At 62.0% G+C, this 24,782-nt stretch carries 18 protein-coding genes and 1 tRNA gene; 6 read left to right on the top strand and 13 right to left on the bottom strand.

Going from position 1 to position 24,782, the window contains the following annotated elements:
• Positions 1 to 6 precede the first annotated feature (6 nt).
• Positions 7 to 678 (bottom strand): Bax inhibitor-1/YccA family protein, encoded by a 672-nt coding sequence (locus RIN61_RS02040; protein WP_003251184.1) that lies wholly within the window; start codon positions 676 to 678, stop codon positions 7 to 9.
• Positions 679 to 812: 134 nt separating this feature from the next.
• Between RIN61_RS02040 and RIN61_RS02035 the strand changes: the two genes are divergently transcribed.
• Together RIN61_RS02035 and RIN61_RS02030 are read left to right on the top strand one after the other, a co-directional pair.
• Positions 813 to 900 (top strand) — tRNA-Ser (locus RIN61_RS02035).
• A gap of 940 nt (positions 901 to 1,840) precedes the next feature.
• Positions 1,841 to 10,789 carry a retention module-containing protein gene (locus RIN61_RS02030; RefSeq protein ID WP_313855512.1) on the top strand — a complete coding sequence of 2,983 codons (8,949 nt, stop codon included), beginning with the start codon at positions 1,841 to 1,843 and terminating at the stop codon, positions 10,787 to 10,789.
• A gap of 222 nt (positions 10,790 to 11,011) precedes the next feature.
• On the opposite strand, the gene RIN61_RS02025 is transcribed toward RIN61_RS02030, so the two are convergent.
• Together RIN61_RS02025 and RIN61_RS02020 are read right to left on the bottom strand one after the other, a co-directional pair.
• Positions 11,012 to 11,197 carry a hypothetical protein gene (locus tag RIN61_RS02025; protein ID WP_112252816.1) on the bottom strand — a complete coding sequence of 62 codons (186 nt, stop codon included), beginning with the start codon at positions 11,195 to 11,197 and terminating at the stop codon, positions 11,012 to 11,014.
• Between the two features lie 294 nt (positions 11,198 to 11,491).
• Positions 11,492 to 12,535: an alpha/beta fold hydrolase gene (locus RIN61_RS02020; RefSeq protein WP_207878301.1), complete on the bottom strand. Its 1,044-nt coding sequence runs from the start codon at positions 12,533 to 12,535 to the stop codon at positions 11,492 to 11,494.
• Positions 12,536 to 12,741: 206 nt separating this feature from the next.
• Here RIN61_RS02020 and RIN61_RS02015 point away from each other — a divergent pair, with 206 nt between their 5' ends.
• Complete coding sequence (locus tag RIN61_RS02015; RefSeq protein WP_313855508.1) at positions 12,742 to 13,089, top strand: SH3 domain-containing protein; 348 nt, start codon at positions 12,742 to 12,744, stop codon at positions 13,087 to 13,089.
• Between the two features lie 606 nt (positions 13,090 to 13,695).
• Here RIN61_RS02015 and RIN61_RS02010 read toward each other — a convergent pair.
• A complete protein-coding gene (locus RIN61_RS02010; protein WP_313855506.1) occupies positions 13,696 to 14,601 on the bottom strand; it encodes a LysR family transcriptional regulator in 906 nt (301 codons plus the stop codon).
• Between the two features lie 98 nt (positions 14,602 to 14,699).
• Between RIN61_RS02010 and RIN61_RS02005 the strand changes: the two genes are divergently transcribed.
• Complete coding sequence (locus RIN61_RS02005) at positions 14,700 to 15,461, top strand: sulfite exporter TauE/SafE family protein (protein WP_112252811.1); 762 nt, start codon at positions 14,700 to 14,702, stop codon at positions 15,459 to 15,461.
• 1 nt (position 15,462) lies between these two features.
• Here RIN61_RS02005 and RIN61_RS02000 read toward each other — a convergent pair whose 3' ends face one another.
• From RIN61_RS02000 to RIN61_RS01980, 5 genes are all read right to left on the bottom strand, one after another.
• Complete coding sequence (locus tag RIN61_RS02000; RefSeq protein ID WP_313857535.1) at positions 15,463 to 16,887, bottom strand: GGDEF domain-containing protein; 1,425 nt, start codon at positions 16,885 to 16,887, stop codon at positions 15,463 to 15,465.
• A gap of 139 nt (positions 16,888 to 17,026) precedes the next feature.
• Positions 17,027 to 18,856 carry an SLC13 family permease gene (locus RIN61_RS01995; protein WP_215520632.1) on the bottom strand — a complete coding sequence of 610 codons (1,830 nt, stop codon included), beginning with the start codon at positions 18,854 to 18,856 and terminating at the stop codon, positions 17,027 to 17,029.
• 126 nt (positions 18,857 to 18,982) lie between these two features.
• On the bottom strand, positions 18,983 to 19,369 hold the full coding sequence (locus RIN61_RS01990; protein ID WP_087500050.1) for a glycine zipper domain-containing protein: 387 nt from the start codon (positions 19,367 to 19,369) through the stop codon (positions 18,983 to 18,985).
• A gap of 74 nt (positions 19,370 to 19,443) precedes the next feature.
• Entirely contained in the window at positions 19,444 to 19,635 is a 192-nt protein-coding gene (locus RIN61_RS01985; RefSeq protein WP_112252808.1) for a hypothetical protein, read from the bottom strand.
• Between the two features lie 126 nt (positions 19,636 to 19,761).
• Positions 19,762 to 20,052, bottom strand: a complete 291-nt coding sequence (locus RIN61_RS01980; protein WP_112252807.1) for an RcnB family protein — start codon at positions 20,050 to 20,052, stop codon at positions 19,762 to 19,764.
• Between the two features lie 114 nt (positions 20,053 to 20,166).
• On the opposite strand from RIN61_RS01980, the gene RIN61_RS01975 reads away from it, so the two are divergent.
• Entirely contained in the window at positions 20,167 to 20,517 is a 351-nt protein-coding gene (locus tag RIN61_RS01975; RefSeq protein WP_112252806.1) for a hypothetical protein, read from the top strand.
• A 186-nt stretch (positions 20,518 to 20,703) separates the two neighbouring features.
• Positions 20,704 to 21,525: a class I SAM-dependent methyltransferase gene (locus tag RIN61_RS01970; RefSeq protein ID WP_313855496.1), complete on the top strand. Its 822-nt coding sequence runs from the start codon at positions 20,704 to 20,706 to the stop codon at positions 21,523 to 21,525.
• Here RIN61_RS01970 and RIN61_RS01965 read toward each other — a convergent pair whose 3' ends face one another.
• The 4 genes from RIN61_RS01965 to RIN61_RS01950 all read right to left on the bottom strand — a co-directional run bounded on the left by RIN61_RS01965 (position 21,526) and on the right by RIN61_RS01950 (position 24,775).
• The gene (locus RIN61_RS01965) at positions 21,526 to 22,293 is read right to left on the bottom strand and encodes an SDR family oxidoreductase (protein WP_112252804.1); all 768 of its coding nucleotides are present in this window, start codon (positions 22,291 to 22,293) and stop codon (positions 21,526 to 21,528) included.
• Positions 22,294 to 22,329: 36 nt separating this feature from the next.
• A complete protein-coding gene (locus tag RIN61_RS01960; protein ID WP_112252803.1) occupies positions 22,330 to 23,397 on the bottom strand; it encodes a phosphotransferase family protein in 1,068 nt (355 codons plus the stop codon).
• A gap of 293 nt (positions 23,398 to 23,690) precedes the next feature.
• Positions 23,691 to 24,008 (bottom strand): SCP2 sterol-binding domain-containing protein, encoded by a 318-nt coding sequence (locus tag RIN61_RS01955; protein ID WP_207878297.1) that lies wholly within the window; start codon positions 24,006 to 24,008, stop codon positions 23,691 to 23,693.
• Between the two features lie 56 nt (positions 24,009 to 24,064).
• Positions 24,065 to 24,775: a histidine phosphatase family protein gene (locus tag RIN61_RS01950; RefSeq protein ID WP_215520635.1), complete on the bottom strand. Its 711-nt coding sequence runs from the start codon at positions 24,773 to 24,775 to the stop codon at positions 24,065 to 24,067.
• Between the last annotated feature and the right edge of the window lie 7 nt (positions 24,776 to 24,782).

Below are 24,782 nucleotides of genomic sequence, written 5' to 3'. Positions count from 1 at the left end.
ATTCAATCAGTCATCACGACCCATGATGCCAAACAGCTGCAGCAGGCTGACAAACAGGTTGTAGATCGACACATACAGGCTGATGGTCGCCATGATGTAGTTACGCTCGCCACCGTGAATGATCGCGCTGGTCTGGAACAGGATGCAGACCGACGAGAACAGCACGAAGCCAGCGCTGATCGCCAGTTGCAGGCCGCTGATCTGGAAGAAGAAGCTGGCCACGACAGCGCCCAGCAGGACAAAGAAGCCCGCAGTGATGAAGCCGCTGAGGAAGCTCATGTCCTTGCGAGTGATCAGCACATAAGCCGACAGGCCACCGAAGACCAGAGCAGTCATGGCAAATGCCGAGCTGACCACCTCGGCGCCACCGGCCATGCCCAGGTAGCGGTTGAGGATAGGGCCGAGGATGAAGCCCATGAAACCGGTGAGGGCAAAGGTGGACACCAGTCCCCAGGCCGAATCACGAAGCTTGTTGGTAAGGAAGAACAGCCCGTAGAAGCCGATCAGCACCACGAACACGTTCGGGTAGCCGACGCGCATCTGCTGGGCCACGAAGGCCATGACACCGCTGAAGGCGAGGGTGAGCGCCAGCAGGCTGTACGTGTTGCGCAGGACCTTGCTGATCTCCTGCTGCTCGACCTGCTGGCCGTGGTGTACGGCGTAATCCTGTTCGCGCATGGCGACACTCCTTGGTAAACCTGTGGTTTTCAGACGTTCAGATGCTAGGAGTCTATCAGAGCTGCCGCAACCCGCGACACAGAGAGTTTGACAGCTTGTTTCATTACGGTATTATGGCGGCCGCAAAACGAGCTGGAAGCGTGGCCGAGTGGTTTAAGGCAACGGTCTTGAAAACCGTCGATGGGCAACTATCCTAGAGTTCGAATCTCTACGCTTCCGCCATCATTCCTCATTAAAGCCCTGATTTATTCAGGGCTTTTTTGTTTCTTGGGCCTGCTCCTTCACCCGGGAGCAAGCCTTTGGCCTCCCTCGTGAGGTAGATGGACGAGCAGGTTGAAGCGAGTTGCGCGCTCGACCAGCGTTCCAATCGCGGAATGGGTTCAGTGCGATAAGCTTGCCGCTCGTTCACGTTTACAGGCTTTCGCGTCTGACTGTAATAGCCCGACAAATTTGCTTCCACACCAACCCGCATAAATTCATTGTCCGGTAACCGGTCTGTAGACGACTGAGTCTATCCGGGTGATCTACCGTTGCCCCATTACGATAACTGTACGTGTCGGTTCCCGTCGGATTGTTGATGGGTTCTCATGACCGGCGTGCAATTTTACATGCGCCAATATTTTGCACTCGGTACGAGCCAATATCTTGTCGCGTCATAATGGTTGTATAACTTACGTAGATGGCCGAGCAGCCTCGAACTGGCTCTGAAAAGCAACGGGTCGCTGCTGAACACCTCGTGATTCCAGACCATCGGCTGGCCTGAACAAGTTTGGGCCTGTTTCAGAACCTGACACTTAGTGCAGGCTTTGCACAGGCACGGAACGGGTAAGGCCAACCGGAATAAAGGAAACGAGTAACACTCGCATTTTTGCGGCTACTATCAATTTCCCGAATTTCGAGCAGCATGCTTGAAAGTGCAGGTAGAAGCAAAAAATGTAGCCTTTAATACCAAAATGTCATTAGGCCATTATTTGTTTTGTTGCATATTATTGAGTAAGTGGGATCGATAGCGGTGTTATATAAAAGTTGAATTTAAAAGACTGATAGTTGACGCCAAAAAACAAGCACCAATAAAAATAAACCATCCTTGTAGCCAGCCGACAACACTCGAAGCATGGCCGAACATGGAAGCCAATCGCACACGTTACCCGGGAGAGCCGCCTTGAGCATCGCCATAGTCAAAAGTGTTGTTGGCCAGGTAATCGCCATTTCCCCAGAGGGCACCCAGCGTGTGCTTGTGGAAGGGGATCGAGTGTTCGCGGGTGAACAGATCCAGACCGGCCCCGGTGGCGCGGTGAGCTTGGAACTGGCCGATGGACGCATCCTCGATCTGGGGCGCGATACCCAGTGGAGCGCCGATGCTCCAGATAGCGTGGCCGACCTGAGCGCAGCCAGTGCGCAGGCCGCACCCTCCGTCGACGAGTTGCAACAAGCCATCGCCGCCGGTGCTGACCCGACAACCGCGCTCGAAGCGACCGCAGCAGGCCCAACGGGGGCAGGTGCGAACCCTGGTGGCATCGGGGGCGGCCACTCGTTTGTGATGCTTGACGCAGTGGGCGGGTCGGTTGCCCCCACCATTGGTTTCCCCACCGGGCCACTTGGCGTTGCTGTTGAACCGACTCGGGAATTCGTCGGCAATTCGACACCGGTACAGCAGGTACCTGAGGTACAACCCGAGCCTCAGCCCATTGCGGCCACGCTGACCCTGAGCAGCACCAATGTGCAGGAAGGGGGCCTGACCAGTATTACCGGTACCCTGAGCCAGCCGGCAGGCAAGGATTTCACGGTGACCCTGAGCAATGGCCAGACCTTGTCGTTCAAAGCAGGTGAAACGGTCGCAACGACCGGTGAGTTCACTGCCCAGAGCGATGATGTGTTCCGGGACGGTGAAATCCAGAACATCACCGTCACCAATGCCGGCGATCATGGCTTTGGCAGCCTCAATACCGGTGCAACTTCTATCCTCACTGTGACCGATACTGTCGACACCGTGAGGGCCGAGCTGAGTATCTCACCGAATCCGGCAGTGGAAGGGCAGGCGGTGACTTACACCATTACCCTGACCGGTCCTGCCGGTGCCGATTTGACTCAACACGGTGGTCTGTCCATCACCCTGAGCAACGGCGAGGTGATCAACATCCCTGCGGGCCAGATCAGCGCTTCGCAAACCGCCAACCTGGCGAACGACGTCTATATCGGCAGTAGTGCTCCGAGTATCGCCATCAACAGCATCACCGAGCAAGGTACAGGCAAGCAGGTCTTTGAAAACCTGATCAAAGGCGACCCGGTGACCCTGCAGATCACCGATGAGCCGGGCACGCCAGGCAACCCTGGCACTCCAGGCACGCCGAATGGTGGCGATGCAGTGACGCTGACCCTGACCGGCAACGCGGTGCAGGAAGGGGGGCAGACCACCATAACCGGTACTCTAAGCCACCCGGCGGGCCAAGCCTTCACCGTCACCCTGAGCAATGGTCAGACCCTGAGCTTTGCCAAGGACGCCACCATCGCGACCACCGCACCGTTTGTGGCGCAGAGCGATGACGTGTTCAAGGATGGCGAAACCCAGACCGTCAGCGTGACAAATGCGGGCAACCACAACTTCGAAAACCTGAACACCAGCGCCACCACGGCCCTCACGGTCACCGATACCATCAACACCGTGAAGGCCGAGCTGAGCATTTCGCCGAACCCGGCAGTGGAAGGCCAGGCGGTGACCTACACCATCACCCTGACCGGTCCTGCCGGTGCCGACCTGAGTCAGCACGGTGGTCTGTCCATCACCCTGAGCAACGGCGAGGTGATCAACATCCCTGCGGGCCAGGTCAGTGGCTCGCAGTCGGGCGTCCTGGCGGACAACGTCTATGTCGGCAACAGTGCCCCAGGCATCGCCATCTCCGGGATCACCGAGCAAGGCACGGGCAAGCAGGTCTTTGAAAACCTGATCAAAGGCGACCCGGTGACCCTGCAGATCACCGACGAGCCGGGCACCCCCGGCAACCCTGGCACTCCAGGCACACCGAATGGCGGCGATGAAGTGACGCTGACCCTGACGGGCAACACCGTGCAGGAAGGCAACACCACGACCATCACCGGTACCCTGAGCCACCCGGCAGGCCCAGCGTTCACCGTAACCCTGAGCAACGGCCAGACCCTGACCTTTGCGGAGGGCGCGCATACCGCGACCACCGCACCGTTCGTGGCGCAGAGCGATGACGTGTTCAAGGACGGCGAAACCCAGACCATCATCGTGACCGATGCCGGTAGCCACAACTTCGAAAACCTGAACACCAGCGCCACCACGACGATTACCGTGAGCGACACCGTCGACACCGTGAAGGCCGAGCTGAGCATTTCGCCGAACCCGGCGATGGAAGGCCAGGCAGTGACTTACACCATCACCCTGACCGGCCCGGCCGGCGCCGACCTGACCCAGCACGGCGGCCTGGATATCGAGCTGAGCAACGGTAAGGTGGTCCACATCGCAGCCGGGCAGATCAGTGGCTCGCAGTCGGGTGTTCTGGCGGACAACGTCTATGTCGGCAACAGTGCCCCAAGCATCGCCATCTCCGGGATCACCGAGCAAGGCACGGGCAAACAGGTCTTTGAAAACCTGGTCAAAGGCGACCCGGTGACCCTGCAGATCACCGACGAGCCGGGCACCCCCGGCAATCCTGGCGCCCCGGGCACATCGAATGGCGGCGATGCAGTGACGCTGACCCTGACGGGCAATGCCGTGCAGGAAGGGGGGCAGACCACTATTACCGGCACCCTGAGCCACCCAGCGGGCCAGGCCTTCACCGTCACCCTGAGCAACGGCCAGACCCTGATCTTCGCTAAGGACGCTACCACCGCGACCACCGCACCGTTCGTGGCGCAGAGCGATGACGTCTTCAAGGACGGCGAAACCCAGGCCATCAGCGTGACGAATGCGGGCAACCACAACTTCGAAAACCTGAACACCAGCGCCACCACGACGATCACCGTGAGCGATACCGTCGACACTGTGAAGGCCGAGCTGAGCATTTCGCCGAACCCGGCAGTGGAAGGCCAGGCGGTGACCTACACCATCACCCTGACCGGTCCTGCCGGTGCCGACCTGAGTCAGCACGGTGGTCTGTCCATCGCGCTGAGCAACGGCGAGGTGATCAACATCCCTGCAGGCCAGCTCAGCGCTTCGCAAACCGCCAACCTGGCGAACGACGTCTATGTGGGCAGCAGTGCTGCGAGCATTGCTATCTCCGGCATCACCGAGCAAGGCACAGGCAAACAGGTCTTTGAAAACCTGGTCAAAGGCGATCCGGTGATACTGGAGATCACCGACGAGCCGGGCACCCCTGGTAACCCGGGCGCTCCAGGCACTCCGAATGGAGGTGACGAAGTTACGCTGACCCTCACCGGCAACGCCGTGCTGGAAGGCAACACCACAACCATCACCGGTACCCTGAGTCACCCAGCGGGCCAGGCCTTCACCGTCACCTTGAGCAACGGCCAGACCTTGAGCTTCACCAAGGACGCCACCACCGCGACCACCGCACCGTTCGTGGCGCAGAGCGATGACGTGTTCAAGGACGGCGAAACCCAGACCATCAGCGTGACGAATGCGGGCAACCACAACTTCGAAAACCTGAACACCAGCGCGACCACGACCGTCATCGTGAGCGATACCGTCGACACTGTGAAGGCCGAGCTGAGCATTTCGCCGAACCCGGCCGTGGAAGGGCAGGCGGTGACCTACACCATCACCCTGACCGGCCCGGCCGGTGCCGACCTGAGTCAGCACGGTGGTTTGTCCATCGCGCTGAGCAACGGCGAGGTGATCAACATCCCTGCGGGCCAGCTCAGCGCTTCGCAAACCGCTAACCTGGCGGACGACGTCTATGTGGGCAGCAGTGCCCCAAGCATCGCCATCAACGGGATCACCGAGCAAGGCACGGGCAAACAGGTCTTTGAGAACCTGATCAAAGGCGATCCGGTCACCCTGCAGATCACCGATGAGCCGGGCACCCCTGGTAACCCGGGCGCTCCAGGCACTCCGAATGGAGGTGACGAAGTTACGCTGACCCTCACCGGCAACGCCGTGCTGGAAGGCAACACCACAACCATCACCGGTACCCTGAGTCACCCAGCGGGCCAGGCCTTCACCGTCACCTTGAGCAACGGCCAGACCTTGAGCTTCACCAAGGACGCCACCACCGCGACCACCGCACCGTTCGTGGCGCAGAGCGATGACGTGTTCAAGGACGGCGAAACCCAGACCATCAGCGTGACGAATGCGGGCAACCACAACTTCGAAAACCTGAACACCAGCGCGACCACGACCGTCATCGTGAGCGATACCGTCGACACTGTGAAGGCCGAGCTGAGCATTTCGCCGAACCCGGCCGTGGAAGGGCAGGCGGTGACCTACACCATCACCCTGACCGGCCCGGCCGGTGCCGACCTGAGTCAGCACGGTGGTTTGTCCATCGCGCTGAGCAACGGCGAGGTGATCAACATCCCTGCAGGCCAGCTCAGCGCTTCGCAAACCGCCAACCTGGCGGACGACGTCTATGTGGGCAGCAGTGCCCCAAGCATCGCCATCAACGGGATCACCGAGCAAGGCACGGGCAAACAGGTCTTTGAGAACCTGGTCAAAGGCGACCCGGTGACTCTGCAGATCACCGACGAGCCGGGCACCCCCGGCAATCCTGGCGCCCCGGGCACACCGAATGGCGGCGATGCAGTGACGCTGACCCTGACCGGCAATGCCGTGCAGGAAGGGGGGCAGACCACTATTACCGGTACCCTGAGCCACCCAGCGGGCCAGGCCTTCACCGTCACCCTGAGCAACGGTCAGACCTTGACCTTCGCCAAGGACGCCACCACTGCGACCACCGCACCGTTCGTGGCGCAGAGCGATGACGTCTTCAAGGACGGCGAAACCCAGGCCATCAGCGTGACGAATGCGGGCAACCACAACTTCGAAAACCTGAACACCAGCGCGACCACGACCGTCATCGTGAGCGATACCGTCGACACTGTGAAGGCCGAGCTGAGCATTTCGCCGAACCCGGCAGTGGAAGGGCAGGCGGTGACCTACACCATCACCCTGACCGGCCCGGCCGGTGCCGACCTGAGTCAGCACGGTGGTTTGTCCATCGCGCTGAGCAACGGCGAGGTGATCAACATCCCTGCAGGCCAGCTCAGCGCTTCGCAAACCGCCAACCTGGCGGACGACGTCTATGTGGGCAGCAGTGCCCCAAGCATCGCCATCAACGGGATCACCGAGCAAGGCACGGGCAAACAGGTCTTTGAGAACCTGGTCAAAGGCGACCCGGTGACTCTGCAGATCACCGACGAGCCGGGCACCCCCGGCAATCCTGGCGCCCCGGGCACACCGAATGGCGGCGATGCAGTGACGCTGACCCTGACCGGCAATGCCGTGCAGGAAGGGGGGCAGACCACTATTACCGGTACCCTGAGCCACCCAGCGGGCCAGGCCTTCACCGTCACCCTGAGCAACGGTCAGACCTTGACCTTCGCCAAGGACGCCACCACTGCGACCACCGCACCGTTCGTGGCGCAGAGCGATGACGTCTTCAAGGACGGCGAAACCCAGGCCATCAGCGTGACGAATGCGGGCAACCACAACTTCGAAAACCTGAACACCAGCGCTACCACGACCGTCACCGTGAGCGATACCGTCGACACTGTGAAGGCCGAGCTGAGCATCTCGCCGAACCCGGCAGTGGAAGGCCAGGCGGTGACCTACACCATCACCCTGACCGGTCCTGCCGGTGCCGACCTGAGTCAGCACGGTGGTTTGTCCGTTGCCCTGAGCAACGGCGAGGTGATCAACATCCCTGCGGGCCAGGTCAGCGCTTCGCAAACCGCTAACCTGGCGGACGACGTCTATGTGGGCAGCAGTGCCCCAAGCATCGCCATCTCCGGGATCACCGAGCAAGGCACGGGCACCCAGGTCTTTGAGAACCTGATCAAAGGCGACCCGGTGACCCTGCAGATCACCGACGAACCAGGCACGCCAGGCAACCCTGGCACCCCAGGCACGCCGAATGGCGGCGATGAAGTGACGCTGACCCTGACGGGCAACACCGTGCAGGAAGGCAACACCACAACCATCACCGGCACCCTGAGCCACCCGGCAGGCCAAGCGTTCACCGTAACCCTGAGCAACGGCCAGACCCTGACCTTTGCCGAGGGCGCGCATACCGCGACCACCGCACCGTTCGTGGCGCAGAGCGATGACGTGTTCAAGGACGGCGAAACCCAGACCATCAGCGTGACCGATGCCGGTAGCCACAACTTCGAAAACCTGTACACCAGTGCCACCACGACGGTCACCGTGAGCGACACCGTCGACACCGTGAAGGCCGAGCTGTGCATCTCGCCGAACCCGGCGGTGGAAGGCCAGGCGGTGACTTACACCATCACCCTGACCGGGCCGATCGGTGCCGACCTGACCCAGCATGGCGGCCTGGATATCGCACTGAGCAATGGCAAGATCGTTCACATTCCGGCCGGGGAAATTACTGGCTCGCAAACCGCCAACCTGGCAGATAACGTCTATGTCGGCAGCAGTGCGCCGAGCATCGCCATCAACGGAATCACCGAGCAAGGCACGGGCAAACAGGTCTTTGAGAACCTGGTCAAAGGCGACCCGGTCACTCTGCAGATCACCGACGAACCGGGCACTCCAGGCAACCCTGGCACCCCGGGTACGCCGAATGGCGGCGATGAAGTGACGCTGACCCTCACCGGTAATACCGTGCAGGAAGGCAACACCACGACCATCACCGGCACCCTGAGCCACCCGGCAGGCCAGGCGTTCACCGTCACCCTGAGCAACGGCCAGACCCTGAGCTTCGCCAAGGACGCCACCACCGCGACCACCGCACCATTCGTGGCGCAGGGCGATGACGTCTTCAAGGACGGCGAAACCCAGACCATCAGCGTGACAAATGTGGGCAACCACAACTTCGAGAACCTGAACACCAGTGCCACCACGACCCTCACGGTCACCGATACCATCAACACCGTGACGGTCGTGCTGAGCGCTTCGCCCAACCCGGCAGCCAAGGGCCAGGAGGTGACCTACACGGTCAATCTGGAAGCGCCGGCGGGCATGAGTGCAAGCAACCATGGCGGCCTGACCATCAAGCTGGATAATGGCCTGACCATCATGGTGGCGGCGGGCAGCACCACCGGCACGGTGAAAGGTGCCATTCCCGACGGTGTCTTCGTGGGTGGTGGCAGCGTGTCCGTGGGCATCGACCAGATCACGCAGAATGGCACGGGTAGCAAGGTGTTCGAGAACCTGGTCCCGGGCGCCAGCGTTGCGGTGGGCATGACCAACGCCACGCCAACCATCACTTCGGGTGCCGCGCTGGTGTCCGAGGAGGGGCTGATCGGCGGGAACAAAGACACCGTCGGTTCACCAGCCGACCAAAGCGACAGCAAGTCGTACATTGGCAAGCTGACAATCAGCGATATCGACACGCCGTCAGCCAACCTCTCGGTCAGCCTGGCAGTACCATCGACAGCGCTGACATCCTCTGGCCAGAGTGTGCAATGGGCGTTGTCCAATGGCGGCAAGACCCTGACCGGCACGGCCGGTGGCAAGGATGTGATCGAAATCAGGATCGACAACGGCGGCAATTACACCGTGGAGCTGAAGGGGCCACTCGATCATCCGAACCAGGCGGCCGAGGATGTACTGTCCTTCAACGTTGGTGTCAGCGTTACCGACGGCAGCACTTCATCGACCGGCACGCTGACCATCAGTGTCGAAGACGACAGCCCGACCTTCGCCACCAGTGACAATGCCGGCATGTGGAACACTGTCGGGTACACGGCGGTTGGCGACACGCACTTCCTGGCGGGCGGTGATGGCATGGGTACGCTGAAGTTCGGCACCATCGTTGGCCTGCCTTCGGGCTGGAGCAGCAAGGCAACGGATGCGAGCGGCGCCACGGTGGAAGTCTTCGACGGTACCACGAAGGTGTTCACGCTTGCCTTGGGAGCGGATGGGCACTACACCGTCACCCAGAACAGCGTGCGTGAAGGTAGCCGAGACACGTTCAACCTGGAAGGTTTGAAGTCCGGGAATACCTCAACCTTGTCTGTTACTTTCAATAGCGGCATAACGGCCACGTTCGAAGCCTTGGCCAGTGCTACAGGGAAACCGACGATCAATGTCGGCAATGGATTGGGGGTGGGTAACAACCACTTCTCTGCCAACGAGATGTTCTCCGTGGCGTTCACCGATGCCCAGCAGCACGCCATCTCGATGAAAGAGGTCACGTTGGGCATTGCGCGGCTTCAGGTCAGCGGTGACGTCGATATCATTGCCTCCTACAAGGACGCCAATGGTGTTGTGCATGAAGCAACGAAGACGTACACCATCACCTCTGGCTCCGAGGCCATAAAGATTCTGGCCAGTGACTTCACGGGCCTTGCCGGGCACGCCTTCGACACGATTACCTTGGCAGCCCCGAGCAAGAGTACGCTTGACACCACCTTCACCAAACTTACCTATGTAGAGGAGAAACCTGCCAGCGACCTGAACTTCACGGTCCATGTCATCGGCACTGACCACGATGGTGATTCGGCAAGCAGCTCGTTCGTGGTGACATCCCATGGCGATGCAGCCTCGACGTCGATGAGCACGATGTCGCTGATGGCGGGCGACGCATCGGACAGCAGCTTCTCGTCCTTGCTTGGCAGCGATGACCACATCCTGTTCGTGGGGGCAGGTGACAGTACCGTCACCGGCAGCAACGGCACCGCCGAGTCCTTCGTGTGGTCGGCAGGTGATACTGGCCATGACGTGATCAGGAACTTCAATGCTGAAGAAGGCGACCGCCTGGACCTGAGTGCCCTGCTGCAGGGCGAATCGCTTTCGGCGATCGAAAGCTACCTGAAGATCACCACGGTCGGTGGCGAGTCGACCTTGCAGGTCAGCACCCAGGGCAAGTTCACACCCGGCAGTGATACCAGCAGCGCTGATGTGTCGATCAAGCTCGAAGGAGTGAACTGGTCGAACACCACGGTCAGTTCGCTGGTCAGTGGTGGTGATCCAACCATCAAGATCGACCATTCGGAGCAGTGAGCCGCGCCCTGCGGCGGCCACCAGGCCGCTGCGGGGTTCTTGAGTACTGTGAAGATCCTGTGGGAGCGGGCGTGCCCGCGAAGAAGCCAGCGCAGGCTACAAATCTCTGATGGCTGGTGCAAAGTCCGATTCTCGGCAAATGGCTGCACCAGAATCATTGCCGGCTCAAGCAAAGCCCTCAGCTTCGAACGTGTTGGCGGGTGAACCCTGCTCCCCCAGGTTTTACTGCAGGGTCACCGGCTTCATGCCATCCGGCAGTTTTTGAATAGCTGCCTCCATCCGCGCGATCGGTGCCGCGAGTTCGTCCGCTTCCTTGTCCTTGCCCTCCCTTCTCAGGCGGTCACGCTCAAGGCGCAGGTTAAGCAAACTCTTCTGTAACTTCAGGGCCGAGGTATTGAACGGATCCATGCTTTTCTCATGCTGTAGGCTTCCGTGCCGTTGTAGGAAAACTGGACCGTAGCAGCTCGAATTTGCTGGAGAAACTGATGTTTCATACAGGCAAATCTCAGTGCTTCGATTCTTCCTACATTTCGAGGTAAAAGATCCTACAAGCCGCATTTCAGATCGTGTCTTTCAAATCCGCCTCAACACCGCGCGATAGCTGGGCACAATCGGTTTTCGATAATGCAGGCCCTCGACGCAGTTCAAACCAGGACCTGCCGTTCTTTTCGAAACCTTATGTAGCAATTGCCGCTCCGCAAGCTACAGATGGTCCGCATCCACCACCGCCTGGGTGAACGCCTGCGGCGCTTCCTGCGGCAGGTTGTGGCCGATGCCGCCGCTGATCAGCCGGTACTCGTACTTGCCGGTAAAGCGCTGCGCATAGGCTTCGGCCGGCGGGTGCGGGGCGCCGTTGGCGTCGCCTTCCAGGGTGATGGTCGGTACGCCGATGCTGGGGAAGCTGGCCAGTCTGGCCTCGAGCGGGTCGTAGCGCGTTTCGCCCTGGGCCAGCCCCAGCCGCCAGCGGTAGTTGTGCACGGTGATCGCTACTTGGTCGGGGTTGTCCAGGGCCTTGGCGCTGCGCTCGAAGGTGTCGTCGTCGAAGGCCCACTTGGGCGAGGCGGTTTGCCAGATCAGCTTGGCGAAGGCATGGCGGTTCTTGTCATAGCCGGCCTGGCCGCGCGCGGTGGCGAAGTAGTACTGGTACCACCACTGCAACTCGGCACTGGGGGGCAGCGGGGCCTTGGCGGCTTCCTGGCTGCTGATCAGGTAGCCGCTGACCGATACCAGCGCCTTTACCCGCTCTGGCCATAGCGCCGAGACAATGTCGGCAGTGCGTGCGCCCCAGTCGAAACCGGCGAGCACGGCACGCTGGACATGCAGCGCGTCCATGAAGGCGATCACGTCGCTGGCCAGTGCCGAGGGCTGGGCATTGCGTGGGGTTGCCGCAGACAGGAAGCGGGTCTGCCCGTAACCACGTACGTAGGGCACCAACACCCGGTAGCCCTTTGCCGCCAGGGCGGGTGCAACTTGCTCGAAGCTGTGAATGTCATACGGCCAGCCATGCAGCAGGATCACCACCGGGCCGTCGGCGGGGCCTTGCTCTACGTAGGCCACATCGAGCACGCCAGCGTTAATGTGTTTCAGCGGGCCGAAGTCATCCGCCGCCGTGGCGGCTGGCTGGGCCTGCAGCGGTGCAGCCGTGGCCATGTTCGCCGCCAGCAGGCCAAGCGGCAGCAGGGCACAGGCGAGCAGCGTACGGCTGAAGCGGCGTGGCAGAGCGGTGGTCGAGTGGCGGGCGGACATCGGGCATCTCCTTGGCGAAGCCATCGGTGCGGGTTGATGGGGCCAGTAAAGATGACGGCTGTATCGAGGATGTGTCCGCTCGGCCTGCAGGAAACGTTCCTGTGTATCAAGTCTCAATCTGTACACATGAAGATACAAATACCGGCTGGCAGCCGGTTTTGCCGCTTCTGCTACGATCGATTGGTTTCCCGGCCAAGGAGAGGCCCATGCATTACGTTGTGATTGAATCTCACCGCAGTGAGTACCCGCGGCCCATCCGCTTCGCCAAGGGCACCTTGCTGAACATTGGCCCACGCTACGAAGGCGAGCCTGGTTGGCAGGACTGGTACCTGTGCACCTGCACTGGCCAGGAGCCCGGCTGGGTGCCGGCCCAATTGATCGAGTGGCTCAGCATGTGCCAGGGCAGGGCGCTGGACCACTACTCGGCGCATGAACTGGATGCCGACCCGGGGCAGTTGGTGCAGATGGTGCGCCCGCTCAATGGCTGGGTCTGGTGCAGACGCCATGGCAATGACGAGTATGGCTGGTTGCCTGCGGGAAGCTTCAGCCGCTGACCTGATATGCCGCAAACTCGCCCTGCAACCGTGCACGGCTTCGTGTAGGAGCGGCCTTGTGTCGCGATGGGCTGCGCAGCAGCCCCAGTAATTTGTGTTTGAACATTGAGATCCTGGGGGGCTGCTGCGCAGCCCATCGCGACACAAGGCCGCTCCTACACGTGACCCGGTTCAATTGGAGAGCGTGCCAGTCTTCACATCTGATCCGCTTTTTTTCCATAAACCTGAATCTGTAACGGTATCAGCCCAAGCCCGACAATACGCCCATTCCCGCATCACACTTGTAGAGGTTCCAATGGGCAAGCTCGCGCTATTCCTGGGTGGTTTTCTGCTGCTGACCATTCTGATTGGTATTCTTGGCACCATTCCGCCAAGCTGACATTCACCAGCCTATTTCCCTCGCGGCCTGCCTGCCCCCCGGGCGGGCCCATTCTCCTTCTTTGTTGGCCGATTCGCCCTGCCTGTTTGTACGATAAGTCTTTCTTTGCACTGGGAAAACTGTCCACAAAAAACGTGGGTAGGTCTGTGGATAAAGTGCTGCAAGCCAGGCCCGCGGCGGGCTCTGTTAAATTGAGCAGAATTTGAACAGCGATTTAAGAGGATGTTTCAGTAGGCCAGGCCGGCGCGGCGCAGGGCTGCCAGCAGGTCGCGTACCCGCGCTGGCAACTCGCCGGCGGGGTACACGGCGTGCATCTGCGGGTCCTGGCCGTTGCTGGAGGTCAGGCGGTACTGCGGGCATACCCGCACCAGTCGCCCGGCCTTGACCTGCGCTTCGCCGACCCAGGCGGCCAGGCGGGCAATGCCGGCACCGGCCAGGGTGCTGTGGTACACCGCGTCACCTGAGTCCAGGCGCAGCCTGGGCCTGGGGCGCAGGCTGGTGATCTCATCGTCGCGGCAGAAGTGCCAGGCCTTGAGGATGCGCGGGGCGGTGTGCAGGATCAGCGCGTGGCCTTCGAGGTCCTCGGGTTGTTCTGGCGTGCCGGCCAGGGCCAGGTATTCCGGGCTCGCATACAGGTGACGGCGGTAACCCCACAGTGGGTAGCCGATCAATTCGCTCGACTGCGGGAAGGCCCCGCGCACCACGAAATCGAACTTGCCTTGCAGCGGGTCCAGGGCCCCGTCGCTGTACTGCACGTCCAACGTTACCTGTGGGTGGCAGCGGGAAAACTCGGCAAGCACCTGGGGCAGCACATGTTCACCCAGCACTTGCGGCACGGCGAAGCGGATCCAGCCTTGTGCACTGCCGCTTAGCGCGGCCAGTTCGTCGGCAGCATCACGTTGCACATCTAGCAAGCGTTCAGCGTGAGGCAGCAGGCGCTCGCCGGCTTCGGTCAGGGTCACGGCATTGGCGTTGCGGTTGAGCAGCTTGCTCCCGGCGTTGTCTTCCAGGGTTTGCACTGCGCGGGTGACTGCGCTAGGTGAGCGCCCCAGGGCGCGGGCGGCGGCGACGAAGCTGCGCTTGTGCGCCACGCTGACGAACGCCTGGATTTCCCGCAGCATGTCCAATGCCATTGCCTGCTCCTTGTTGCAGTTTTTGCAATATGGCATTTCAACACAAGCGCGGCACTTTGATTAGCCTTGCAAGCGTCTTCACTGCCTGGAACCGCGCCATGATGGATATCGCTGTGCTCTCCGTATTCGCCTTCGCAGCAGGGCTGATCGACGCCGCCGTGGGGGGCGGTGGGCTGATCCAGATCCCGGCCTTGTTCAACGTGCTGCCCACCGCACAACCGGCGGCACTGCTCGGTAGCAACAAGCTGGCATCGGTGTGCGGCACGGCCTTCGCTGCGCGTTCGTTCATTCGCAGGGTGACGCTGGACTGGGGGTTGATCGTGCCGGCTGCGCTCAGTGCCTTCGTCATGTCGTTCGCCGGTGCCGCCACGGTGTCGCTGGTCCCGCCCGGCGTGATGCGCCCGGCGGTACTGGTGCTGATCGTGTTGATGGCCATCTACACGTTCTGCAAGAAGGACTTCGGCACGCTGCACAAACCCGCAAGGATAGGCCGCAAGGAGCAGTGCCTGGCGGTGCTGATCGGTGGCGCGATCGGTTTTTACGACGGCCTGTTCGGGCCGGGTACCGGCAGTTTCCTGATCTTCCTGTTCATCCGCTTCTTCGCGTTGGACTTCCTGCACGCCTCGGCGTCGGCCAAGGTGGTGAACATCGCCACCAACCTGGCGGCGCTGGTGTTCTTCGTGCCATCAGGCAACGTGCTGTACGCCATCGCCTTGCCCATGGCGGTGTGCAACATCCTCGGCGCGCTGACCGGTACCTGGCTGGCGGTGCGCAAGGGCGCGGGTTTCGTGCGCGGGCTGTTCCTGGTGCTGCTGTGCGTGCTGATCGCCAAGTTGACGTGGGACCTGCTGGGCGGCTAGTTCATATCACCTGGCGTTGCGGCTCGGCCTGTTCGACGCGGTTGCGGCCATGGGCCTTGGCCCGGTACAGCGCCCGGTCGGCGCGCGCCAGCAGTTCGTCGAGGGTGGGGGCCGGCACATCGGCGGCACAACCGGCCAGGCCGATACTCACGGTAACTTGCAGATGCTGGTCGGCCTGCAGCACATGCAGGTCCTGCACGGCGCGGCGCAGGCGTTCGGCAGTGAATTTGGCCCGACCTGGCGCCAGGCCCGGGAGGACCACGACAAATTCCTCGCCGCCCAGGCGGGCGAACAGGTCACCATCGTGCAACTGGTCCTGCAAGGTGCTGGCGAACTGGCGCAGCACCTGGTCACCGACCGCATGGCCGTGGGCATCATTGATCGACTTGAAGTGGTCGATGTCCAGCATCATCAGGGTCAGCGGCAGTGCCTGAGCGTGTTGCTGGCGGCTTTCCAGTAGCGCGTTGGCGCGGCGGGTGAAAGCGCTGCGGGTCAGCACGCCGGTGAGATGGTCGATGGTGGCCTGATGCGCCAGGCGGGCCATCAGGCTGCGGTTGGCCTGGCTGACGCAGGCGACCACCAGCGGCCCAAGCACCAGCATGGCGATGCCCAGGCGCGCCGACATCAGGGTGCTCACCCCGAGCTCGCTTTGCGGCAAGCTGAAATGCATGAGGTTCTGCGCCACCGCCACGATCAGTGTGCTGCCAGCGGTGAGTGTCAACAGCGAGACCAGGAACGGTGAGTAAGTCCAGGCGCACCACAGCAGCGCGGCAATCGGGAAGGCGATGGCCCCGGGGCCGCCGAAGGCAATGCTGAACGCCAGCGATGCGAGCAGCACCAATAACGGCGCCAGGCGGATGGCCTGGGCACCACCGCGCATCAGCGCTCGTGCCGAAGGCGCCGTCAGCAGCACTGGCAGCACCAGTACGCTGGTCGAGAATTGTTCACTGAACCAGGCCAGCCAGGTGACGCGCAACGACTGTTCGAACCACGGCGTGGCTATTGCCGCCGCCATGCTGGCCGCCACTATCGCGCCGGCGGCACAGGCGCCGAACACACTGAGTACTCCGTGGGGGGTACGCATGCGCCGGTGCAGGCGCGGCAAGCGCGAGAGCATCAGCCAGAGGGTGACTACCACGCCCAGGTTGCACAGGTTGAACCACAGCGCCGGTACCCAGGCGCTGCCGCACAGCAGGTCGGCGCCGACCATGGCCAGCCAGACCAGGGCAAAGCCCGTGAGTGTGGCCTGGCGGGGGTAGCGCAGTAGTACGCCGGCCAGTACTGCATTGACCGGCCAGAACAGCGACAAGGATTCGATCGGGCGGGCCAGGATGCCGCCCAAGGTAAGGGCAAAGGTCAGGCCGAGTAGAACGACGTAGTGCAACAAGCGCGCTTGGGCTGGAAAAACCATGGGCTCGACCGGCAAGGCGGAAACGAAATCCAGGACAACGGCTTGAAGCACCTGGGGCAATTGCGCGTAAGTGTGTTTCGACAGGGGACTTGATGTCAATCTGCCGCAATCGCTCGCGATAATGCCAAATTGCCTTCATTCGAGGCCTGTCACCTCACAGCCCGAAGAACCACGGCACCATCAACACGGTCACCAGCATCACCAGGACGGTGAACGGCACACCAACTTTGACGAAGTCGGCAAAGCGGTATTGCCCCGGGCCCAGTACCAGTGTGTTCACCGGCGATGACACCGGGGTCATGAAGGCCGCCGAGGCGGCCAGCGCCACGGTCATGGCGAACGGATAGGGCGACATGCCCAGCTGCGTTGCGGTGCTGACTGCCACGGGTGCCATCAGTACCGCAGTGGCCGTGTTGGAGATGAACAGGCCGATCACCGCCGTGACAGCGAACAGGCAGGCAAGGATGGCGCTGGGGCCGGCATCACCCAGCACGCTGACCAGGCCGCCCACCGCCAGGTCGATGCCGCCGGTTTTCTGCAGTGCCTGGGCAAAGGGCAGCATACCCACGATCAGCACCAGGCTTTGCCAGTGGATGGCCCGGTAGGCGCTGTTCATGTCAATGCAGCGGCCTGCGCCCATCAGCAGGCAGCCGATCAGTGCGGCAATGACATTGGGGACCGCGCCACTGACCATCAGCCCGACCATCACCGCCAGGCTCAGCAACGCCTGTGGCGCACGGGTACGGGCGGGCGCGACCAGGTCGACTTCCGCGGGCAGGCTCAGTACCAGGAAGTCCTTGGGCTTGCTTTGCAGCTGGCGCACGGCTTTCCACGGGCCGACGACCAGCAGGGTGTCGCCCAGGCGCAGCTTTTCTTCCACCAGTTGTTCTTCGATCGCCACCTGGTCGCGGCGCAAGCCGACCACGTTGAGGTCGAAGCGAGTTCGGAAGGCCAGTTCGAGGATGCTCTTGCCGAGCAGTTTCGACCCTGGTGGCAGCAAGACCTCGGCCATGCCCAGCTCCTGGGACTGGTCAATGAAATAGGCGGCCTTGAAGTGCAGCGGCTCCAGTTGCATGGTCTGGCACAGGCTGCGCAGGTCGTCGCGGTTGGCGAACAGGTCGAGCAGCAGCACATCGCCCTGGTGCAGCACGGTGCTGGAGCTGGCGGCGATCACCCGTGTGGTGAACTTGTGCTGGCGCTCGATGCCGATCACGTTGGCGCCATGCCGGGTGCGCAGCTCCAGCTCGCCCAGGGTATGACCGATCAGCGGTGAGTGGGGGCGGATGCGCAGGCGCCGTTCACGGCCGTTGAGTTTGTAGTCCAGCACCAGGTCCAGCAGGGTGCGGCGGCTTTCCACGCGGCCATCCTTGCGCACTTCACCATTCAGCCATTGCCGGGTCAACAGCATGTAGCCGATGCCCAGCACCAGCACCACCAGGCCAAACGGAGTGAAACTGAAGAAGCTGAAGCCCGCTTCGCCATGGCGCACCAGCTCGCTGTGTACCACCACGTTGGGCGGCGTGGCCACCAGGCTGAGCATGCCGCTGATCAGGCCAGCGAAGGCCAGCGGCATCATCAGGCGGGCGGGCGAAAGTTGCAGGCGCGCGGCGATGCTCAGCACCACCGGAATGAAGATGGCCACCACGCCGGTGGAGCTCATCATCGACCCCAGTCCCGCCACAGCCACCATCAGCAGCACCAGCAGGCGCGCCTCGCTGTTGCCGGCCCGCTCGCTCATCCATTCGCCGATGCGGTAGGCAATGCCGGTGCGCACCAGGCCTTCGCCGATCACGAACAAGGCGGCGATCAATACCACATTGGGGTCACTGAAGCCGGCCAGCGCTTGTTCCACGGTGAGGATGCCCGACAGCGGCAGGGCGAGGATTACCAGCAGCGCGACTACGTCCATGCGCGGGCGGTTGATGACGAACAGGGCGATGACGATGGCCAGCAGGCCGAGGACCCAGAGTAGCTCTTGGTTCATGGGGAGGGGGTGTTCCTTCACACGGGGGCACGATAGACAGTAGCAGCCAGTGTGCCGGATTGTGCTGAAGGAGGTGTTGATGTGCTGCAAGAAAAGGGGCTGCACAGCAGCCCCGGATTCACCCGATCAGTGACGGTGGCGGTGACGGTGCTTGCCATTGTTGTCGCCCAGGTGGTTGCCGATGGCACCACCGGCTGCGCCACCCAGGCCGGCACCCACGGTGGAGCCGGTCTTGCCGCCTACCGCGCCGCCCAGCAGCGAACCGCCGGCCGAACCCAGGCCACCGCCGATGGCGGCTTCGGTACGGTTGCCCTTGCGTGCACCTACCGCACTGCCGGCTGCGCCGCCGAGGCCGGCGCCGATGGCCGCCCCCGTCTTGCCGCCGATCTGTTGACCGACAACGTTACCCAGAACACCACCCAGGCCACCGCCAATGGCGGCGGTACCGTCACCGGCGAAAGCGCCCTGGCACAGCAGCAGGCCGAGGGCAAGGGAAGGCAGAGTCAGACGCATGATACGAACCTCAAAGGAATCATCAGGTTAAGGTGCCGCGCAACGGGCGGCTGGCCAGGGTTGAAAAAGACGCTTCAGCGGTAGTAGCGGTCACCACGATAGCGACGATTGTCATCATCATCGTCGTCGCGGTCATGCCGATGGTGGTGGCGATGGTCACGGTCACGGTCACGCCAGCCATCGTCGTCGTCATGGTAGCGATGGCTATGGCACCCTGCGGTCAGCAGGACAACGGCAATCAGCGAAAGGCTTGCAAGACGGGTCATCACGATATAGGTCCTTGATCCGCAAAGGTTTACGGCACACCCTCTGAGACTGGAAAGGATCCATTTGGTTTCGCTGGCAGGCAAAAATTTGTCGTGCCAGCGATGAGCGGCGGGGAGAGTTTGGAATCAGTGGCTTGGCTGAATCGCCAGCACCACACCGTTGGTGATCTGCACCAGCACGTAACGCCCCCCCATGTTTACCCAGTGGCTTTCCTTTTCCGGCGCGGGCAGGCCTTTGGCTTTCCAGTCCTTGATTGCCTGGTCATCGCGTTTGTATTGGTCCGGTGCCTTGTCGCCGACCTTGAGTTCGCGGTTGTGGGTTTCTGGCGCGGTGATGCTTTCTTCACTGGAGGAAGCTGCGGTGGCAGCGAGGGGCAGGCAGGTAAGGGCGGCGAACAGCAGGTAGTGCAATTTCATGACGATCTCCTTGTGACGGAATGCCTTATCTGCGACCGCCACCTGCGCGTGACAATTCACTCGCGATGCTTGCCAGTGCTAGAGTCGCCTTCTTTTTTACCCTGAGGATGGAACATGCGTGCGATTCTGCAGATGGCCGCAGCGCTGATGCTGGTCGGTTGTGCTTCTGCGACCATGGAAACGGCCCGCGGCACCAAGCCGACCGCGCAGCTCGACTCGCACAAGGCGCCGGAACTGGTGGCCCAGTGCATTCAGTTCAGTTGGCAGGAAGAGAAGGTGTTCGGTGACGACGCCAGTGGTTATCTGGAACCACGCAAGCAGGGTGGGTTCACGGTGTATACCCGTGAGGCCGAGGCGTTCGTGGACGTGTACCCACAGGCCGGTGGGGCGCGTGTGGACTACTACGCGCAGAAGAACGACAGCGTGGCCCTGCAGCGCCGGGCGGCGGCTGCGACCTGTTTGTAACAGCAAGACACATTTCCCCGTGGGAGCGGGTTTACCCGCGAATGCGTCGATACATTCAACACCGCATTCGTGGGTAAACCCGCTCCCACAGTGACCGCACCAGCTTTACAATTTTTAGCACTTCGGTTCTGTCGCTGGAAGATTGGTGGAGGCTAGCATGAGCCCCCCCGAATCAAGGACGACACCATGGACCGCTCGCTGCAACTCAACCGCGCCAGCTGGGATGAACGTGCCCCGCTGCACGCTGCTTCGAACGACTACGAAGTCGAACGGCTCGTCCAGGATCCCGGACACCTCTCCGAAACAGTACGCTTCGATCTGCCATTGCTCGGCAACATCGACGGGCTCAATGTCGTCCACCTGCAGTGCCATATCGGCACCGATACCCTCTCGCTGTCGCGCCTTGGCGCCAAGGTCTGTGGCCTGGACTATTCCGCGGCGTCGCTGGCCGAGGCGCGTGCGTTGGCCCAGCGCTGTGCGGCACCCATCGCGTATGTCGAGTCTGACGTCTACGTCGCCGACAAGGTACTGCCAGCCGGCACGTTCGACATGGTCTACACCGGTATCGGCGCGCTCTGCTGGCTACCTCGCATCGAACCGTGGGCACGTACTGTTGCGGCCCTGCTGAAACCGGGTGGGCGGTTGTTCCTGCGCGATGGCCACCCGATGCTGATGGCAGTCAACGAGGACCATCAGGACCGTCTGCAACTCGCGTACCCGTATTTCGAGCACGAAGAGCCGACGGTGTGGCACAACGACCAGACCTACGTCGAAACCGAGCAGCGCCTTTCGCACACCGAAACCCACGAGTGGAACCATGGCCTGGGCGAGGTGATCAGCGCCGTGCTGGCCCACGGCCTGCAGCTGACTGCCCTGGTCGAGCACCAGAGCATCCCCTGGGAGGCGCTGCCGGGCCAGATGGTCAAGGGCGGCGACGGTGAATATCGCTTGCGCGAGCAGCCCGCACGCCTGCCCCTGAGCTACACCCTGGTGGCAGTAAAAGCTTGATCAGGAAAGGTAGCCACCGTCGACATTGAGTGCGGTACCGGTGGTGTAGCTGGAAGCATCGCTGGCCAGGTACAACACGGCGCCGGCCATTTCCTTGGGGTCGGCCACGCGCTTGAGCGGGATCTGCTGCAGCGCGGCGTTGAGGATGGCGTCGTTCTTCACCAGTGCCGAGGCGAACTTGGTGTCGGTCAGGCCCGGCAGCAGGGCGTTGCAGCGGATCCCGAACGGCGCGCACTCCTTGGCGAAGACCTTGGTCATGTTGATGACAGCCGCCTTGGTCACCGAATAGATGCCCTGGAACAGGCCAGGTGAAACCCCGTTGATCGACGCCACGTTGATGATGCTGCCACCACCTTGCTCGCGCATCAGCTTGCCGGCCTCTACCGACATGAAGAAGTATCCGCGGATGTTCACGTCCACGGTCTTCTGGAAAGCCCCTGGGTCGGTATCCAGCACGTTGCAGAACTGCGGGTTGGTAGCGGCATTGTTGACCAGGATGTCCAGCCGCCCGAACTGTTCGCGGATGCCTGCGAACACCTGCTGGATCTGCTCCAGTTCACCGATGTGGCAGGCCACCGCCGTTGCCTTGCCACCGGCGGCGATGATGGCCTCGGCCACCTGCTGGCAACCGTCGAGCTTGCGGCTGGACACGATCACATGGGCACCCTGCTGGGCCAGCAGGTGGGCGATGGCCTCGCCGATGCCACGGCTGGCGCCGGAAACGAAGGCAATCTTGCCGTCGAGGTCGAACAGGTGGGTCTTGGACATGCTGTTTTCCTTGTTATCCGTCGTCGAGGTCGGGGCTCAGAGGCTGGACTTGGCGATGACCTGCAAGGTCATCTGCTCCAGCAAGCGGTTCATGTGGATGAACTGGGCGAAGCGCTTGTCCTGGGTCTGGCCGTGGTAATAGCGGTAGTAGATCTGCTGGACGATGCCGGCCAGGCGGAACAGGCCATAGCAATAGTAGTAATCAAAGTTGTCCAGGCGGATGCCGGCGCGCTCGGCGTAATAATCGACGAACTGGCGGCGGGTGAGCATGCCCGGCGCGTTGCTCGGTTGGCGACGCATCAGCTGCACCGGCGCCGGATCGTCGGCTTCGATCCAGTAGGCCAGGCTGTTGCCCAGGTCCATCAGCGGGTCGCCGAGGGTGGCCATTTCCCAGTCCAGCACACCGATGATGCGCATAGGGTTGTCGGCATCGAGGATCACGTTGTCGAAACGGTAGTCGTTGTGCACGATGGCGGGCCGTGGGTGGTCGGCGGGCATTTTCTCGCGCAGCCAGGCGGTCACTCGTTCCCAGCGCGGGGCATCGGGGGTCAGGGCCTTTTCATAGCGGCTGGTCCAGCCCTCGATCTGGCGCTGCACATAGCCTTCCGGTTTGCCCAGGTCGGCAAGGCCGCAGGCGTTGTAGTCTACCTGGTGCAGTTCCACCAGGCGGTCGATGAAGCTCTTGCAAAGGGCCTCGGTGCGGTTGGCGTCAAGGTCCAGCTCGGCCGGAATGTCCGAGCGCAGGATGATGCCCTTGACCCGCTCCATCACATAGAATTCGCCCCCGATCAGGCTACTGTCGGTGCAGTGCACATAGGCCTTGGGGCAGTAGGGGAAGCCGCTGTTCAGCTGGTTGAGGATACGAAACTCGCGGCCCATGTCGTGGGCTGACTTGGCCTTCTGCCCGAACGGTGGGCGGCGCAGCACCAAGTCGCGGCCGGGGTAGCTGACCAGGTAGGTGAGGTTGGAGGCGCCGCCAGGGAACTGGCTGATGCTCGGCAGGCCATCCAGGCCGGGGATGTTGGCCTTGAGGTAAGGGGCGATGACAGCCGCGTCGAGTTCTTCGCCTGGGCGTACCTGGGTGGACTGGTCGGTGAGTGTCATGCGTTTTCCTTATTCTCGATCGCAAGGACTATTGGCTAATCTAATGGCGTGCAAGGATTGGGACAAGCGTGCCAGGTGCCATATAGGTGAGGGTGTTGCTGCCCGATCAACTGCCTTGATGAAGCGACTGGCCCTATCGCCGGCAAGCCAGCTCCCACAGGTGCGGCGGCGTTCTGCCGGCAGGTGCTGACCTTGTCGGAGCTGGCTTGCCGGCGATAGGGCCTGAACAGGCGGGCAAAAAAAAACCGAAGCCGGTCAGGCTTCGGTTTTTCCATCAGCACTATCGCCTGTCCTCAGGACGGGAACAGCTCGCTGAGCTTCATCGACAGCATCATGTCGCCTTCAACGCGCAGCTTGCCGCCCATGAATGCTTGCATGCCGTCGGTTTCGCCGCTGACGATACCCTTGAGGGTTTCGCTGTCCATCACCAGGGTGCAGTTGGCATCCGGGTTTTCGCCTTCCTGCAGGTTGCAGGTGCCGTCCTTGACGATCAGCGCGTAATGCTTGTCTTCGTCGGTGATGTTGAAGCCGAACACCAGGTCCAGGCCGGCGGCAGCGGATGGGTTGAACTTCTCTTGCATCTTTTTGACGGCATCAGCTACGGAGGTCATGGCGCATTCCTTATAGAGTGATTTACACGTCCCCGCAGGGACACAACAAGCCGGGCTCATCGATAGGTGACAAGCTCCGGCGCCCTCAACAGCTGCACATGGGCCTGGCTGTTGAAGGAAGCCAGTGCCACGTCGCGGCCGCGGAACTTCAGCTGGCTGAGCGACGTGTTGATGATCTGCCAGTTCAGCGCGAACGCCTGGCTGGGGGTAATACGGGTGATCAGGTGGAGCAGGGCGGCAATGGTGCCGCCCGAGGTGAAGATGGCGATGTTGTCACCGCTGCCGGCGGCATCGAGAACACGCTGCAGGCCGCCTTGCACGCGGGCGGTGAACGCCTGCCAGGTCTCCAGGCCATCATCGGCATGTTCGCCATCGTGCCAGCGCTGCACCATCAGTGCGAACAGGCGCTGGAACTCGCTGCGATGCTGCGCGCCATTGCGCAGGATGTGCAGGGCGTCGGGCTCCTGCGGCAGCAGCCCGGGCAACAGTGCACGGATAACGCCATCAGCGTCGAACTCATTGAAGGCTGCATCGGTCTCAACAGCCGGCACCGGGCAGCCATTGGCCTGCAATGCTTCCAGCGCAAGGCGCGCGGTATCCTGCTGGCGGCGCAGGTCGCCAGCCACGCAGCGGTCCAGCCGTACCCCGAGCTGGGCCAGGTGGTCACCCAGGGCCTGGCTCTGGCGCACACCCACGGGCGAGAGGACATCGTAGTCAGCGGCGCCGAAGGAGGCTTGGCCATGTCGGATCAGGTAGAGGTTGCCCACGAAAGGT

The sequence above is a fragment of the Pseudomonas inefficax genome, assembly GCF_032164165.1.
Taxonomy (GTDB): Bacteria; Pseudomonadota; Gammaproteobacteria; order Pseudomonadales; family Pseudomonadaceae; genus Aquipseudomonas; species Aquipseudomonas inefficax.
Note: the sequence above shows the minus strand (reverse complement) of the source record. Positions and strands in the feature narration are given on the sequence as shown.